The organism is Paenibacillus sp. FSL R7-0163 (genome assembly GCF_037969975.1).
In the GTDB taxonomy this organism is placed as follows: domain Bacteria; phylum Bacillota; class Bacilli; order Paenibacillales; family Paenibacillaceae; genus Paenibacillus_AQ; species Paenibacillus_AQ odorifer.
In genome coordinates this window covers 5,025,360-5,040,913 of the sequence record NZ_CP150224.1, presented here as the reverse complement: position 1 = coordinate 5,040,913, position 15,554 = coordinate 5,025,360, and the positions used below count along the sequence as shown (strand labels likewise).

Annotated in this window: 12 protein-coding genes; 8 read left to right on the top strand and 4 right to left on the bottom strand. The window is 42.6% G+C overall.

Going from position 1 to position 15,554, the window contains the following annotated elements:
* Positions 1 to 10 precede the first annotated feature (10 nt).
* Positions 11 to 988 carry a tRNA-dihydrouridine synthase gene (locus NST45_RS22245; RefSeq protein ID WP_036676503.1) on the bottom strand — a complete coding sequence of 326 codons (978 nt, stop codon included), beginning with the start codon at positions 986 to 988 and terminating at the stop codon, positions 11 to 13.
* A 264-nt stretch (positions 989 to 1,252) separates the two neighbouring features.
* Between NST45_RS22245 and NST45_RS22240 the strand changes: the two genes are divergently transcribed.
* From NST45_RS22240 to NST45_RS22225, 4 genes are all read left to right on the top strand, one after another.
* Positions 1,253 to 3,835 carry an S-layer homology domain-containing protein gene (locus NST45_RS22240; protein ID WP_339823844.1) on the top strand — a complete coding sequence of 861 codons (2,583 nt, stop codon included), beginning with the start codon at positions 1,253 to 1,255 and terminating at the stop codon, positions 3,833 to 3,835.
* A gap of 142 nt (positions 3,836 to 3,977) precedes the next feature.
* Positions 3,978 to 5,186 (top strand): MFS transporter, encoded by a 1,209-nt coding sequence (locus tag NST45_RS22235; RefSeq protein ID WP_076104713.1) that lies wholly within the window; start codon positions 3,978 to 3,980, stop codon positions 5,184 to 5,186.
* A gap of 297 nt (positions 5,187 to 5,483) precedes the next feature.
* Positions 5,484 to 6,461, top strand: a complete 978-nt coding sequence (locus NST45_RS22230) for a ring-cleaving dioxygenase (protein ID WP_076141935.1) — start codon at positions 5,484 to 5,486, stop codon at positions 6,459 to 6,461.
* 17 nt (positions 6,462 to 6,478) lie between these two features.
* Positions 6,479 to 7,084, top strand: coding sequence for a flavin reductase family protein (locus NST45_RS22225; protein ID WP_076141936.1), 606 nt, complete (start codon positions 6,479 to 6,481; stop codon positions 7,082 to 7,084).
* Between the two features lie 67 nt (positions 7,085 to 7,151).
* Here the strand turns inward: NST45_RS22225 and NST45_RS22220 are convergent, their stop codons facing one another.
* Complete coding sequence (locus tag NST45_RS22220) at positions 7,152 to 8,060, bottom strand: EamA family transporter (protein ID WP_076141937.1); 909 nt, start codon at positions 8,058 to 8,060, stop codon at positions 7,152 to 7,154.
* A gap of 188 nt (positions 8,061 to 8,248) precedes the next feature.
* A complete protein-coding gene (locus tag NST45_RS22215) occupies positions 8,249 to 8,788 on the bottom strand; it encodes an NADPH-dependent FMN reductase (RefSeq protein WP_036676495.1) in 540 nt (179 codons plus the stop codon).
* A 281-nt stretch (positions 8,789 to 9,069) separates the two neighbouring features.
* Between NST45_RS22215 and NST45_RS22210 the strand changes: the two genes are divergently transcribed.
* The 3 genes from NST45_RS22210 to NST45_RS22200 all read left to right on the top strand — a co-directional run bounded on the left by NST45_RS22210 (position 9,070) and on the right by NST45_RS22200 (position 12,739).
* The gene (locus tag NST45_RS22210; RefSeq protein ID WP_036676493.1) at positions 9,070 to 9,522 is read left to right on the top strand and encodes a MarR family transcriptional regulator; all 453 of its coding nucleotides are present in this window, start codon (positions 9,070 to 9,072) and stop codon (positions 9,520 to 9,522) included.
* A gap of 11 nt (positions 9,523 to 9,533) precedes the next feature.
* A complete protein-coding gene (locus tag NST45_RS22205; protein ID WP_339823839.1) occupies positions 9,534 to 10,745 on the top strand; it encodes an MFS transporter in 1,212 nt (403 codons plus the stop codon).
* Positions 10,746 to 10,969: 224 nt separating this feature from the next.
* Positions 10,970 to 12,739, top strand: coding sequence for a M3 family oligoendopeptidase (locus NST45_RS22200; RefSeq protein WP_038568959.1), 1,770 nt, complete (start codon positions 10,970 to 10,972; stop codon positions 12,737 to 12,739).
* On the opposite strand, the gene NST45_RS22195 is transcribed toward NST45_RS22200, so the two are convergent.
* Entirely contained in the window at positions 12,736 to 14,313 is a 1,578-nt protein-coding gene (locus NST45_RS22195) for a bifunctional metallophosphatase/5'-nucleotidase (RefSeq protein WP_038568961.1), read from the bottom strand. The two genes, NST45_RS22200 and NST45_RS22195, sit on opposite strands and share 4 nt — an antisense overlap.
* Positions 14,314 to 14,490: 177 nt before the next feature.
* Between NST45_RS22195 and NST45_RS22190 the strand changes: the two genes are divergently transcribed.
* Positions 14,491 to 15,468: a phosphate/phosphite/phosphonate ABC transporter substrate-binding protein gene (locus NST45_RS22190; protein ID WP_038568963.1), complete on the top strand. Its 978-nt coding sequence runs from the start codon at positions 14,491 to 14,493 to the stop codon at positions 15,466 to 15,468.
* The last annotated feature ends 86 nt before the right edge of the window (positions 15,469 to 15,554 follow it).

The following is a 15,554-nucleotide window of genomic DNA, read 5'->3' as shown; positions in this document are numbered from 1 at the left end:
TGGGTATAATTTAATCTAATTCTTGCTCTAAAACAGTTTTTACTAACCGACGTACTTCATCAGTTGATCTTGTATCCATTAATTGGTTTCTTAGTTCACCTGCACCTCTAAATCCACGAACATAGATTTTGAAAAAGCGAAGAAGTGGTTTAAATAAACGTGGCTCAAGTTCATTTGAATATTTATCGTGAAGATCCAACTGTAAAAGAAGTAAATTGAGAAAATCCTTCGCGCTGTGTTCTTTAGGTTCTTTTTCAAAGGCAAATGGATTGGTGAAAATGCCGCGGCCAATCATGACTCCATCAACGCCGTATTGTTCTACTAATTTTAATCCTGTTGCGCGGTCAGGAATATCTCCATTAATAGTTAACAACGTATTTGGAGCAATTTCATCGCGTAATTTTTTTATTTCAGGGATTAGTTCCCAGTGTGCCTCTACTTTACTCATCTCTTTTTTTGTACGAAGGTGAATGGAAAGGTTCGCAATATCTTGTTTCAATATATGTCCTAGCCAATCGCGCCACTCGTCAACATCAGAGTAACCTAATCTTGTTTTAACACTAACCGGCAATCCACCTGCTTTTGCTGCTTGAATAATTTCTGCTGCTACTTCAGGATGTTTTATTAATCCAGCACCTTTTCCATTCGAAGCGACGTTTTGTGCCGGGCATCCCATGTTTAAATCGATACCACGAAAACCAAGTTTTTTCATATCAATGCTCATCTGTTCAAAAAATACGGGTTTATCACCCCAAATATGAGCGACAATCGGTTGCTCATCTTCTGTGAACGTTAATCGACCACGTACGCTGTCTTTTCCTACAGGGTGACAATAGCTTTCTGTATTTGTGAATTCTGTGAAAAATACGTCGGGTTTCGCAGCTTCACTAACGACGTGACGAAATACAACATCTGTGACATCTTCCATGGGTGCTAATATAAAAAACGGCTTCGGTAAATCCAGCCAAAAGTTTTGTTCGTTACTCATAATATCTCCTCTTGTTGTAATATATAAAAACGATATAAGGATAGCAAAGTCCTATACCCATCATACATAGTATCATTTTTTTTCGTTTGATGCACAGAATCAATGATGTGAGAATGTTCGTCCATGGCTATTTGTTTATAATCTGTTTATTGATACTTGTTATAATCCTGTAGATGAAAAGTTTGTAATATAAAGTCGAATCGTGTTAACGAATCGATTATAGACAAACGACATAACGCATCCAAAGAACAGGGGGATAAGCAAGTGAACAAAAAGCAATGGATAAGCTCTATATTGGCTGCTGCTGTATTATCAAGCCCTATCATTATGCCGACCAAAGGATCGGCAGCTGCTTCCTTTATTGATATTGATGGCTCATATGCAAAGAAAGCGATTGTTGAGCTATTCGATCAGGGGATAGTGACCGGTGTTGGAGAGAGTAAGTTCTATCCTACGTCAAATATTACAAGGCAGGATTTTGCAATTATTTTAGCAAAGACATTAAAGCTGGATGTTTCGAACCCTCCTGCACTGCCAACCTTTCTGGACGTTCCCACAAGTAACTACGCATACAGCTATGTGGAGGCAGCTGTCAAAGCCGGATTGATTAAGGGTACAGGCAGTAATCTTTTCGGTACGGGGCAAAATTTATCACGTCAGGATATGGTCGTCATGTTCGTGAGAGCATTGGGAGTCAATCCTACGGGTAAAGCTGGAACTTTGCAATTTGCTGATAGTAGCCAAATTGCTGATTATTCTAAGGATTTTATAGCTGCCGCTGTGGAATATGGATTGATTACCGGATATAATAATTTTTTTAATCCTGATGCCAAAGTAGATCGTCAGGCCGTAGCTCTAGTAGCTTCTAAGTTTCTGAAGTTTAAGGAGAACGGAAACACTGAGCAGCCCGCTTCCACCCCAACTGCTCAACCGAGTAAAGAGCCGGTAACAGTGCCTACTCCTGTTGTTGGAGGGTCTTCGTCTTCGCAAAGTGAGCATAGCAGTAATTCAGATACAAATGCACCTGTGGTTGAAAGTACCAAGTTCGAGGCGATCGACAACTACAACGGGACACAAGATCAGCTTCGCGGGTTAGCGGGAGCCATTGGCGAGCAAGGAGCAGCAGTACAAGCCTACCTGTGGACGGATGCGAATGAGAACGGTGAAGTAGATGCCGAAGAATTAGGAACAGCCATTGCATTAGGCACTAGTGGAGCAGACGGATCTGTGAGTGCGGCCAATATTGGGGAGCTGAACGCAGGAACGTATCGTTTCGTGGTTACGGCCAAGGATCCATCCAATAATGAATCGGCGAAGGACGCTGCACATGCGGTTACGGTGATCTTAAGCAAAAACGAAGTTCCGGATACGAGTGCACCAGTAGTGGACGCAGCCAAGTTCGAGGCGATCGACAACTACAACGGGACACAAGATCAGCTTCGCGGGTTAGCGGGAGCCATCGGGGAGCAAGGAGCAGCGGTACAAGCCTACCTGTGGACGGATGCGAATGAGAACGGTGAAGTAGATGCCGACGAATTAGGAACAGCCATCGCATTAGGCACTAGTGCAGCAGATGGATCTGTGAGTGCGGCCAATATGGGGGATCTGGCCGCAGGAACGTATCGTTTCGTGATTACCGCTAAGGATTCATCCAATAATGAATCAGCGAAGAACGCTGCACATGCGGTTACGGTGACCTTAAGCAAAAACGAAGTTCCGGATACGACTGCACCGGTAGTGGACGCAGCCAAGTTCGAGGCGATCGACAACTACAACGGGACACAAGATCAGCTTCGCGGGTTAGCGGGAGCCATCGGGGAGCAAGGAGCAGCGGTACAAGCCTACCTGTGGACGGATGCGAATGAGAACGGTGAAGTAGATGCCGACGAATTAGGAACAGCCATCGCATTAGGCACTAGTGCAGCAGATGGATCTGTGAGTGCGGCCAATATGGGGGATCTGGCCGCAGGAACGTATCGTTTCGTGATTACCGCTAAGGATTCATCCAATAATGAATCAGCGAAGAACGCTGCACATGCGGTTACGGTGACCTTAAGCAAAAACGAAGTTCCGGATACGACTGCACCGGTAGTGGACGCAGCCAAGTTCGAGGCGATCGACAACTACAACGGGACACAAGATCAGCTTCGCGGGTTAGCGGGAGCCATCGGGGAGCAAGGAGCAGCGGTACAAGCCTACCTGTGGACGGATGCGAATGAGAACGGTGAAGTAGATGCCGACGAATTAGGAACAGCCATCGCATTAGGCACTAGTGCAGCAGATGGATCTGTGAGTGCGGCCAATATTGGGGATCTAACCGCAGGAACGTATACTTTCGTGATTACCGCTAAGGATTCATCCAATAATGAATCAGCGAAGGACGCTGCACATGTGGTTACGATTGAGCTTGTTAATGGCGTTCTGACCACACCTACGGTTACTAGCTCTATATATGGCTTTGACGGAGGCGGCGGTTCAAAAACAAAACAACTGATAACGGGTTCTACACAATCGCGCATTCGCTTCGACTTTTTCTCCGGAGAAAGCTTTACGAATGCTGAAATTCAGGTAACGATGGAAGGCATTACCTTTACCACAAACGACTATTATACCATTAGTGGATGGACACATCCGACGAGTGATCAAATTAGCAATAATGGGCATACGTTAACTTTCACAGGAAGTAACATAGGTGTTTCGGATATTGCTTTTGAACTTCACAATAAAGTGATGCCGGCACCCGGGACCTATCTCATTAAGTTCAAAGCCGATGCGGATGGACCTGGAACAGCCAGATCTTATTCCGAGGAACAAGTCATTACCTTAATTATTTTGCCACCGGCTTAAACTAGAAGTTTCTCATGAGTTCTTTGAACTTGTGGGAAGCTTCTTTTTTTATGAAAAATAGGATTGCTCAATATAGTCTAAATGATTATTATGAGTAAGGTATGTTCATATAAAAATAGAGATAAACAGGATGGAGAGCACCATGAAAACAACACGTCAGAACGCATTGATTTTCTCGTTTACTTTTATGGCTTTTATTCTGGGTACGACGGAGTATATTATTGTTGGTTTACTCTCTGAAATATCCTCAAGCCTCGGAGTTACGCTTGCGACAGCCGGGGGCTTGGTATCTGGCTTCGCGATTTCTTATGCCATTGGCACACCAATTATGATGTCCTTGTGCAGCCGTGTTCCGAAACGGATTACGATTCTTGTATCACTTGTATTGATTCTGCTGCTGAATTTGTGGAGTGCTGTAACTGGAACTTACAGTATGCTGCTGGTGACTAGAATAGTTACTGCCATACTATGTGGCTTTGTTCTTTCTGTAGCCATTACGGTAGCGAATGAAGCGGTTGATCAGGAGAAGAGAGGCAAAGCGATTGCTACAATTTTGAGTGGTTTTGCTATTGCGAATGTTTTTGGTGTGCCGATCGGTACTTTTGTAGGGCAGTTTTTTAATTGGCCAGCAGCGTTTGTTCTGAATGGGATATTAGCTGGAGTTGCCATAGTTCTAAATTATATTTATATTCCACGCCAATTACCGAAACCTGTGCCTAGCTCACTCAAAGATCAGATCGGATTGCTCACAAACGGCCGCATTATTCTTGCATTTCTCATTCCGGTTACCGCAGTGGGAGCCGTATTTGTGATGTACACTTACATTACACCTATACTGGAGCAAGTCATGAATGTTCCTAAAAGCTCGGTTAGCGGCGTGCTGTTTGCCTACGGGATTGCCACGATTGTCAGCAACTGGATTGGTGGCAAAGTTGCGACCGGGAATGCGGTTAGTAAGCTGAGATTCGTATTCCTTATCCAAGCTGTGGTCTATGTTATCTTTAGTATGACCGCATCTGTTTCCATTCTAGGAATGATTGTGCTAATGGCTCTGGCCATGATGTCGAGTATTGTGAGCGCACCTGCGCAGCTCTATTTGATTGACTTAGCTAAGCAGTTCTCACCAAAAACGAAGGATCTTGCTGCTTCCTTGAATCCAGTAGCCTCAAACCTGGGAATTGCAGGCGGGTCTGCGATCGGTGGAGTGGTTGCCGGGCATGGAGGATTAATCTCTCTTCCTGTAGCTGCTGCCATTCTGGCAATATTGGCATGTGTGATTACCTTGATATGTTATAAGATGGATCATCAAAGCCAAGCAGCGGTCATTACTCAGCATCATAACTTAACCTAATGAGATGATATAAAATATCCCGGCTTCATACGAGTTTATTGAACTTGTGTGGAGCTTTTTTTATATGGAAAGCTTCAAAGCGTTGACTTCCTACAGATTTAGTGCTAAAATTATCTTAAGTTAAAGATAATTAAAGTAAAGATAAAAAGTCTCGGTGGTATCCGCTAAGGAGCTTGCCCAGTAGAAAAGATCTTTTTTTAAGTGATATCTTAACGTTAAGATAATTAAACTAAACCTTCTTATTCTTGGGAATTATATTACGAGTCAACATCAACTAAACATTAGGAGTGTATAACAATGAGAAACTTAAAAGGGATTCACCACGTTACAGCCATCACAAGCAGCGCAGAGAAAAATTACGAGTTTTTTACTTACGTATTAGGTATGCGTCTAGTGAAGAAAACAGTTAATCAAGATGATATTCAGACGTATCATTTGTTTTTTGCAGATGATAAGGGCAGCGCCGGAACAGATATGACCTTCTTTGATTTTCCTAACATCCCTAAGGGTGTTCATGGAACTAACGAGATTGCGAAGACATCCTTCAGGGTACCAACAGATGCTGCATTAGACTACTGGGTTAAGCGTTTTGATCGGCTTGAAGTGAAGCATACCGGCATTAAAGAGCAATTCGGCAAAAAGACATTATCCTTCGTAGATTTTGATGATCAGCAGTATCAACTTATTTCAGATGAATTGAATAAAGGTGTCATATCAGGTACACCGTGGCAAAAAGGACCTATCCCTTTGGAGTATGCAATAACTGGCTTGGGACCGATCTTTGTACGAATTGCTGATTTCAACTACTTCAAAGAAGTATTGGAAAGAGTGATGTTGTTTAAAGAAATCGCTCAGGAAGAGACATATCATTTATTTGAAGTTGGCGAAGGCGGAAACGGTGCACAAATTATTGTAGAGCATAATGAGTTCTTACCGAATTCACGCCAAGGTTTTGGGACTGTTCACCATGCTGCATTCCGTGTAGAGGATCGTGCGATGCTGGACGAGTGGACAGAGCGTTTTGAAGGCTTTGGATTCCAAACTTCAGGATATGTAGATCGTCACTTCTTCGAGTCGTTGTATACACGTGTTGCACCACAAATATTGTTTGAGCTTGCGACTGATGGGCCTGGATTTATGGGAGATGAGGAATATGAAACCGTTGGCGAGAAGCTTTCTTTGCCACCTTTCTTGGAACCTAAACGTGAGCAAATTGAGAAGTTAGTCCGTCCTATTGATACCGTTAGAAGTACGATCGACTTCGTGAAAGAGTGAAGAAGGAGCTGAGGAGATTGATTTCAATTGATCCAAAGCACAACAGTGAGCGGGAAAATTATAAATTATTGATTGGCACTATTATTCCTAGACCTATAGCCTTTGTCACAACACAATCAGAAGAGGGTCTCTTAAATGGTGCACCGTTTAGCTATTTTAATATCGTTTCGTCTAATCCTCCGATGGTTTCATTGGCTATTCAAAGACCAGCAGGGCGTTTAAAAGATACGGCCCGTAATATTTACGATAATCAACAGTTTGTTGTGCATATTGTAGATGAGGAGAATGTAGCGAAGATCAATCAGACTGCAGCCACATTACCTGCTTCTGAAAGTGAAATTGAATTGGCGAATCTTACACCGATTCAAAGTACAAGTGTAGCTGTGCCTGGCGTTTTGGAGGCGAAGGTGCGGATGGAGTGCAAGCTTGTTCAAGCAATTCCGCTAGGGGGCGAAGAACCCGGGAGTGATTTGTTTATTGGCGAAATTGTTCAATTCCATATCGATGAATCGATCTATCAGGAGGGGCGCATTGACCCGAGAGTTCTAAACGCTGTGAGCCGCTTGGCGGGAAATAATTACGCAACCCTTGGAGAGATTTTTACCATAGATAGGCCGGAATAGGCAACTTTAGAATAGACCTGCTAGTAAGCAATGAAGCCTACTTAGCAGGTCTTTTTGTGTACCGCAGCTACAGCTCGTCCGCAATCCCCAACAAAGCAATCCCTAGAATCACAACGATAATAACGGCATATTGTGCCTTGCTTAGTTTTTCTTTGAGGAAGATGCGCGATAATATTACGGAAAAAATGCTGTATGAAGCAATAAGTGGTGCCGCGATAATGGCGTTGCTGGACATAGCAAATACGTAGAAGAATTGTCCGGTCGTTTCCAGAATGGCTGCGAAGCCCTTATCCCGTTCTTTAAATAGGTTGAACTTTACCTTTTTTAAAAATTTCAGGTATGTAAAAGACAAGATGGCACATATAAAGAAGGTGTATTCATACGCGAGCAGAGCTGCTTTTTCACTAATCAGGCTGAGTTCATCCAAATAAATAGCATCGGCAAAGGTGCCAAGTCCATCGATTAGGCAGTATAGGATTGGAAAAATGATGGCGATCACACCAAACTGATATTTTTTATCAATCTGTGCGGCACTTTTTTGAAGCGCTTGGTGTTCTGCTTTCTTTTCCAAGATGGCGATCCCGATAATCCCTAAGGTGATAACGGAAACACCAACGATTTCAAGCGCTCCTAGCTCATGGGTGAAAAAGATAAATAATAATATCGTCGTTACAGCGCTTGATGAATTTTGTACGGGGGAGGCAATGGATAACTCAATATATCTAAGTCCAATATAACCAACTGCCATCGACAGGATATAGAGTGCAGACACAGGGAAATATCGGATTAAGTCTATAGGATCAAAGGTTAATCCTTGAATGAGCATATAAGCTGTTGCGTGAATACCCATGACTATCCCAACAATAATGACAATCTTAATATGGCTATACCGATCCTGACTATCGGTCCCCTTTTTATAAAATAAGTCAGCCCCTCCCCAAGCGAAGGCTGTTAATAATGCAAACATAAACCACATAATCATAGCTCCTTGCTGTAGATTGAAATCCCCGCCGATTATACCAGATTAGATTCTACACAGGGTGCTCATTTCGTCACACATAAAAAATACACCCTCTAGAATCGACCGGACAAACCATAGGTTTATCGAATGTCTATTCTAAAGGGTGTACTTCATAACATAACAGAGGGGTAAGGCGTTCTATCTTAACGTAGAGTTTTCAATGCGCCACTCCAAGCCAAGACTTGATCTAGCATCCCATTAAGATTGGTAAGATGCAGATCCGCTGGTTTAAACACAGTTCCGTTCTCGAAATCAGTGAACAGTGACAACGCAGGGTGTACACGAACGTCTGCTACAGATAGTTCTCCCAAAATTCCACGTAGATGTTCAGCTGCACGAGCGCCGCCTACGGAACCATAACTTACGATACCTGCTGCTTTATTATTCCAAGCTTCACGGGCATAATCGAGCGCATTTTTCAGTGATGCAGAAATACTGTGGTTATATTCTTGTACGATAAATACGAAACCGTCTAGCGTAGCAAGTTTAGTGTTCCAAGCTGTTGCTTGTTCAGTTGCATCAGCCTCACCCAATAGTGGAAGCTTGAAGTCTGCAATATCTATGATCTCATAATTAGCATCCCCGCGTGCATCCGCAATCTTTTTAACCCATTCTCCTACTTGCGGGCTTAAACGACCTTGACGAGTACTTCCGAGAATAATACCGATGTTTAATTTTGACATTGTTTGTTCCTCCTCAATTTTTGTTCTACCAAATAGTTTGTCTAGAAATCCCATGAAGTACACAACCTTTAAAAATTATTTATCTCAAGAGTAGTAAACTCTGGTTGTCTTTAAGTTAAGTATCTTTAAGATGAGATAATGATACCGCACATAGTGTGCTTTGTCAAGCAACTTTATAATAGTTAGTTTATAGCTTTGCTTCACCTTTACAAAATTAGTTGTTAGGAATATAATTGTTTAAGCAACTATTAAAACAGTGTTAATTGGGAAGGGATACGATCATGACGACAAAGCATAACCAATCCGAGCTTACTTTAGGATTTATGATGGGCACGACTTATCGTAAATTAAGCATGTTATTTCAAAGTGGGCTGAAAGAACATGATATAACACCGGAGCAATGGTCAGTCCTTTTTCATATTGACAGAACGGAAGGTCTGATTCAGAAGGATATCGCTAAGCGCTCTGGTAAGGATAAGCCAACTACAACGCGAATTCTGGATCATTTGGAAGGAAAGGGACTGATCTACAAAAGAACCGGCGAGAACGATCGGCGTTCTTTTAAAGTCTATATTACGGAAAAAGGAAGGTCTCTGGTGAAGGAAACCGTTCCTATTGAAGATAAAGTAACAGAAGAGATTATGAACTGTATTTCTAGTAAGGAATATGAGTTGCTCATGGAATTGCTGCTAAGAATAAACAATCATGTAGATCAAATAACAGATGGAGAGTAGGAAGGCAAGTTATGTTAGAACAACAAGAACTACGTACGAAATTATGGACCAAATCTTTTATTGCTTTAACGATTAGTGCTTTATTTTTATTTATGAATTTACAGATGTTGTTATCTTCATTTCCGTCTTACGTAAAAAGCGAATTTCAGGTCGGAGATATTATGGTCAGCCTCGTTACCAGCGTCTTTGCATTAACTGCGATCGCTTCACGTTTTATGACCGCTTTTCTGATGCAGAAGGTTAGCCGCAATGTATTATTATATATTGGCTTAGCAATTGCCGCCGCTATAACCGGCCTTTATGTTGTAGCAGATTCCATTGGCTCGCTGCTGCTGATGCGTGTGGGCTATGGGATTGGATTCGGGATTGCCAGCACGATTATTCCAACGATTGTTTCGCAGATTATTCCGAGCAAAAGAATGGGTGAAGGGATAGGTTATTTCGGTTTATCTACCAGCCTGGCGATGTCGATCGGTCCGATGATTGGCATAAATGTGATGAAACAATCGGGTTTTGGAACACTGGCTATGATTGGTATGGTAACCTTACTTCTTGCCTTTCCAGTACTTTTATTTTCTCGTTCACTTCCTGCACAACCGAAAAAACAGCCAACCCCAACTCAAAGCGAATCCACCAAACCTCTCAAGGTTCCGTTTAATACAAAGTTAGTATTGCCTGCCATTCTAAATGTCATGTTGGCAATTACCTACGGGGGATTGCTAAGCTTTATCGCTTTATTCGGCGAATCAGTTCATCTGGAGCAAGTGGGTCTGTTCTTTTTATTTAATGCGGTTACGATCATCATTATAAGACCTATCTCCGGCAGATTATTTGATAAAAGAGGACCAGCTTCTGTCCTAATCCCGGCGGCGGTTTGCGTCGTTGCAAGCTTAACTGTGCTTTCTTATACGACCTCTATGCCAATGCTCATCGTTTCCGCTTTGCTATATGGACTTGGTTTCGGCGCTATTCAGCCAACGATCCAGGCTTGGATGCTTCGCACCTCAACACCTGCACAATATGGTATGGCCAACAGTATGTTCTATAACTCAACGGATTTGGGTGTAGCCAGCGGAGCCATTATTCTGGGGGCAATCTCGGCAGCAACTGATTATGGGATAATGTATCGTTATTCGGCTGGGTTTATGGTGTTGTTCCTTATCGTGTATGTGGGAATTCAGATTAACAAGGCTAGAGTGAATCCTTCAACCTTAAGTCAATAGGGTTCGGAGATTAAGCCAATCTTTATCTACTATTCATATTATTTTAAGCTAAGAGGGTTATAGTAATCACATAACCCCCTTATAATATAGACTTTGACCCTGCCGGACGTTGGCAGGGTCCTTTTTTTGTGTATGAAGAGAAGAAGTACATTATGTCGATGCACTTTTCTGGCAGGATGGATTATGCTTAGAAGAATAGGAATCGAAGGGGGAGAGATTTGCGGATGAATATGACATGGAACTTAGATAGTTTATATCCTTCCTTTGAATCGGAGCAGTTAAAAAGGGATCGCAAGCTACTGGGCCAGCATGTACAAGATTTAAAGCGGTGGGCTAAGCACCATTTGAATGTAAAAGACGTTACAGCCATGCCTGTGGAGGGCTTTTTAAGAATTTATAATGATTATAAAAGCGTATATGTATGCTTGTTAGCTTATGCAGAGTTAACACTCAGCGCAGATAGTGGCTGCGAGGAAGCTATGAACCTTGCTGATGATATTGAGGAGGCCAATTCAGAAATCATCGGGGTAGTTGTGGCTTTTAAGCGCTGGTTTAGCACTTGTGATCATATGGATGAGCTTATAGTTAGCTCACCTTATCTAATGGAGCATCAATTTTATTTGCGAGAACTCCTGTTACAATCCCGCTATGAGTTAAGCGAAGAACTTGAAATGGCCATAGCCAAAATGCAGAGTACAGGATCCAAAGCATGGAGCAGACTGTATATGGAGAGGACTTCAAGTACACTTGCAGATTTAGTGGTAGATGGGGAAACTAGACAAGTGACACTTGCGGAGCTAAGAAGTATGGCTTATGAGAATAATGCCAGCTTAAGAAAATCTGCTTATGAAGCAGAGGCAGAAGCCTGTAGTCTTATTGCTGAGGTCTGCGCAGCCAGCTTAAATGGCATTAGTGGTGAGGCGCTGACGATTTATGGCATGCGGGGTTATCAATCTTCGCTGGAAAAAGTGTTAATCGCTTCGAGAATGGACAGCGAGACTTTAGCAGCTATGCTCACTGCTCTTGGGGAGAGCCTGCCAGCCTTTCATACCTATTATCAAAAGAAAGCCGAGCTGCTGGGACATCCGGCAAAGCTGCCTTTTTACGATATTTTTGCACCAGTCGGTGTAGAAAACGGGAAAATTACATACGCTAACGCCAAAGATACAATCATCTCGAGCTTCGCAACCTTTAGTGAGGAACTGGCTTGTTTTGCTCAGAAGGCTTTTGATCAGCAATGGGTTGATGCAGAACCTAGATCAGGCAAAGGGGGTTATGGATTTTGCATCGATATTTTCCCGATTGGCGAGAGCAGAATTATGACCCAGTTCACCGGAAATGCCATAGATATTAGTATCCTTGCCCATGAGCTCGGCCATGCCTATCATAGCTCCTGTCTGGCTAATGAAACGATGCTGAATACGGATTACCCGATTCCGATTGCTGAAACGGCTTCGATTTTTTGTGAGACGATAGTGAACCATGCCATAATTACAAATTCAACGGAGAAGGAAGCTCTGCTTATTCTGGAGAGAAGTATTTCTGATGCCGGTTATTATCTTGTAGACTTTTATGCCCGTTATTTATTTGAGATCAAATTATATGAGAGAAGAGCATTAGGCCCGCTGTCTGTTCAAGCGCTAAATGAATTGATGATTGCCTGTATGGTGGAAGCCTATGGTGAGGGCATTGACCCGGGTACAATCCATCCGTACATGTGGATGAACAAAGCTGGATATTTTATGGCTAGTAATGAATTTTTGAATTTCCCGTATTCCTTTGGTTTGTTATTCTCTAAAGGACTGTACGCGGAATATTTAAAGAGGGGCGAAGAGTTCGCCCCTAAGTATCGCCAGTTCCTTAGGGATACCAGCAAACATAATATTGTTGATGTAGCAACAACAATGGATCTAGATGTTCACTCCGTCGACTTCTGGAGAAGTGCGTTGAAGCTGATAGAGAGCGACATTGGGGTGTTCATCGCTAAAGCCTAAACAACTCTCCAATTATGGTCACAGGTAGCTTCAATTTGGCCATGCTTTTCAATGTAGTCGGTGACAATTTCAGATATGTCGATCATAATTTCTTGAACAATCGGCTTACCCTTATACATCTCATAATCTCCGCCACCGCTGGCTCTATAATTGTTCATAACAACCTCATATTCTTTAGAGTCCTCTATAGGCTGACCTTGGTACAGCAGATGGAGGACTCTTTCGCCTGCAGGTCTAACGGTATCAAGCTCGTATTGTATTCCTTCCCACATATCATAATTGTAATGCTGTGGTTTAGGCTCGATGTAGGCGGGGTTAACGGCTATTATTCCGTTCTCGTCTTGTTGGAAATAGTTAGCGGTTTGTTCTAAGGCCTCTCTAATATCTTGTCCTGTCAGTCTTAGGACGGTTAAGGTGTTGGGATAAATGAAGTTCGATAAAATGTCTCTGCGTGTGATGGTTTCGCTGAAACCCTTGCAATCGTTACTGAGTAAGGCTGCTGTAGAAATGTCTACGCCAGCAGCCTCCATTTGTACCTTATTCATAAATTCTATAAAAGGATGGTCAGCCAAGCGGCATTCATCAGCACTGGAAATAGACAGGTCCCCGATAACCGTTCCTATTCTCTCATCCAGCCAGGTTTGTGTTTCTGATTCAAGAGTACTGCTCAGCTCTAGGATTATTTCATCTGCAGCTGTTGTCTCATTAACGGTAAGGAGCTCGGCATGTTTACGCTGAATCTTCCAGTGTGTATTTTCTTTTTGGAAGATAACTGAAATTTTACCGAGGGAAAGTCCATTACAACCAGGTTGTATGATTGTAACACCGTTCAACTCCCCAGCTATGGAGCGGTGCTGATGTCCGGTAATTAACACATCTATGCCCTCTACCTCTGTACACATGGCGTAGGCTTGATTCTCCCCCGTTAGTCTCTCTACAGGTTCTCCACTGCTTAGATCGCGTTCGAATCCGCCGTGGTAAGCTACAACGAGCAGATCAGGCTGCTCTTCTGCCCGTATAATGGCACACCAATGCTTTACAGTCTCTAGCGAATCCTCAAATTGAAGCCCTTCAATATGGCTAGGGTTCTCCCAGTGGGGGATGTAATGCGTCGTAACCCCTAGAACGGCTACTTTGATTTTATCTACCCATTTGATGATATAGGGTTTACCAAAGGCGGGTTGATTTGTCGTGTTATCTATAATTCCAGCTGATAACCAAGGAAAGCGGGAATCCTGAACGGCTTTATTCAGCAGAGTTTTGCCAAAATTGAATTCATGGTTGCCAATAATTGCAGCGTCATATTTCAATTCATTTAGTGCAGCTATGCCCGGATTCAGCTCATTACTATAATGTGTAGCTGCATAATAAGTTAACGGTGTGCCTTGAATAAGATCGCCGTTATCTATAAGGATCAGCTCAGGAGTATGGGATCTTTCTTGTTTAATGAGGGTAGCAATTGTTGCTAAGCCTGCTGGTCGTTTCTCCCCCGTGCGGTAATCGACGGGCCCAAAATGTCCATGTAGATCACTTGTTACGAGGATTTCACAGGTTATTGAATTCTCTTTATTCATAGGTAGCCCCTCCTGATAATAAGTTCAGACCTCATTCTAGCAGATAAATTGCTAACTTTAAGAGATTGGAATAAATTTTACATATATTTGATGCTTGGTTGCTATTGATTTAATAAAACACATCTATAGTTTAGAAGTACTCAAAAATAAAAATAGAAAACAGTGGAGGTCTTTCGTTTGAGAAAAATCAGTAAATTCGTATTGCCGCTAATGATGTCTATTACATTGCTTAGTGGTTGTGGCGCTAACAACACTACAAATAATGCAAACCAAGGATCGACGGACGGGGCAAATGCACCGAAGGAAACGGCAGCTCCTGTAGCAGAGGGTTATGTTCCAGAGAAGCTTACTGTACAATTTGTTCCTTCTCAAAATGCAGATACGCTCGAAGCTAAAGCGAAACCTCTTGAAAAATTACTGGGTGACAAGCTCGGTATTCCTGTAGAAGTAAGTGTCTCTACTGATTACAACACCGTTATCGAAGCTATGGCCTCTAAAAAAGTGGATGTAGGTTTCCTTCCTCCAACTGCTTACGTGTTAGCTAAAGAAAAAGGAGCAGCTGAGGTTATTCTTCAGGCTCAACGTTTTGGTGTAAATGATGAAACCGGTGGTCCAACAGATGAATTAGCGGATTTCTATAAATCTATGATTATCGTCAAGAAAGATTCTGCGATCAAATCGGTTGCCGATTTGAAAGGTAAAAAAATTGCCTATCAAAACGTTACATCCTCTGCAGGATTTGTATGGCCGGCTGCAACGCTTATGGATGCGGGACTTGATCCGCTGAAGGATGTACAAGCCATTACGGTTAAAGGTCATGATCAAGGCGTGCTTGCTGTGCTGAATGGTGACGTAGATGCAGCAGCTATTTTCCAAGATGCCCGGAACACGGTCGTTAAGGATTATCCAAAAGTATTTGAAGATACTCAAGTTCTCGCCTTTACTGATAAAATTCCTAACGATACGATTTCGGTCCGTTCAGATATGAATAAAGAATGGATTGAAAAAATCCAGCAGGCATTCATTGATATCGCAGCTGACACAGAAGGCCATGAGATTATCAAAGACATTTACTCTCATGAAGGTTATGTGAAATCACAAGACAGCAACTTTGACATTGTTCGCGAATACAACAGTAAAGTAAAAACAGAGTAGAACAGGCCGTTCAAGGATACAACGATGTTGGTGTATAACAGGCATTAAGGATAGCCAGCTCCGGATTCCCCCCCGGATCTGGCTAT

Coding starts and splice junctions, on each gene's coding strand:
- NST45_RS22245 (WP_036676503.1), bottom strand. CDS start 988: ATGAGTAACGAACAAAACTTTTGGCTGGATTTACCGAAGCCGTTTTTT.
- NST45_RS22235 (WP_076104713.1), top strand. CDS start 3,978: ATGAAAACAACACGTCAGAACGCATTGATTTTCTCGTTTACTTTTATG.
- NST45_RS22230 (WP_076141935.1), top strand. CDS start 5,484: ATGAGAAACTTAAAAGGGATTCACCACGTTACAGCCATCACAAGCAGC.
- NST45_RS22220 (WP_076141937.1), bottom strand. CDS start 8,060: ATGTGGTTTATGTTTGCATTATTAACAGCCTTCGCTTGGGGAGGGGCT.
- NST45_RS22215 (WP_036676495.1), bottom strand. CDS start 8,788: ATGTCAAAATTAAACATCGGTATTATTCTCGGAAGTACTCGTCAAGGT.
- NST45_RS22210 (WP_036676493.1), top strand. CDS start 9,070: ATGACGACAAAGCATAACCAATCCGAGCTTACTTTAGGATTTATGATG.
- NST45_RS22205 (WP_339823839.1), top strand. CDS start 9,534: ATGTTAGAACAACAAGAACTACGTACGAAATTATGGACCAAATCTTTT.
- NST45_RS22200 (WP_038568959.1), top strand. CDS start 10,970: ATGAATATGACATGGAACTTAGATAGTTTATATCCTTCCTTTGAATCG.
- NST45_RS22195 (WP_038568961.1), bottom strand. CDS start 14,313: ATGAATAAAGAGAATTCAATAACCTGTGAAATCCTCGTAACAAGTGAT.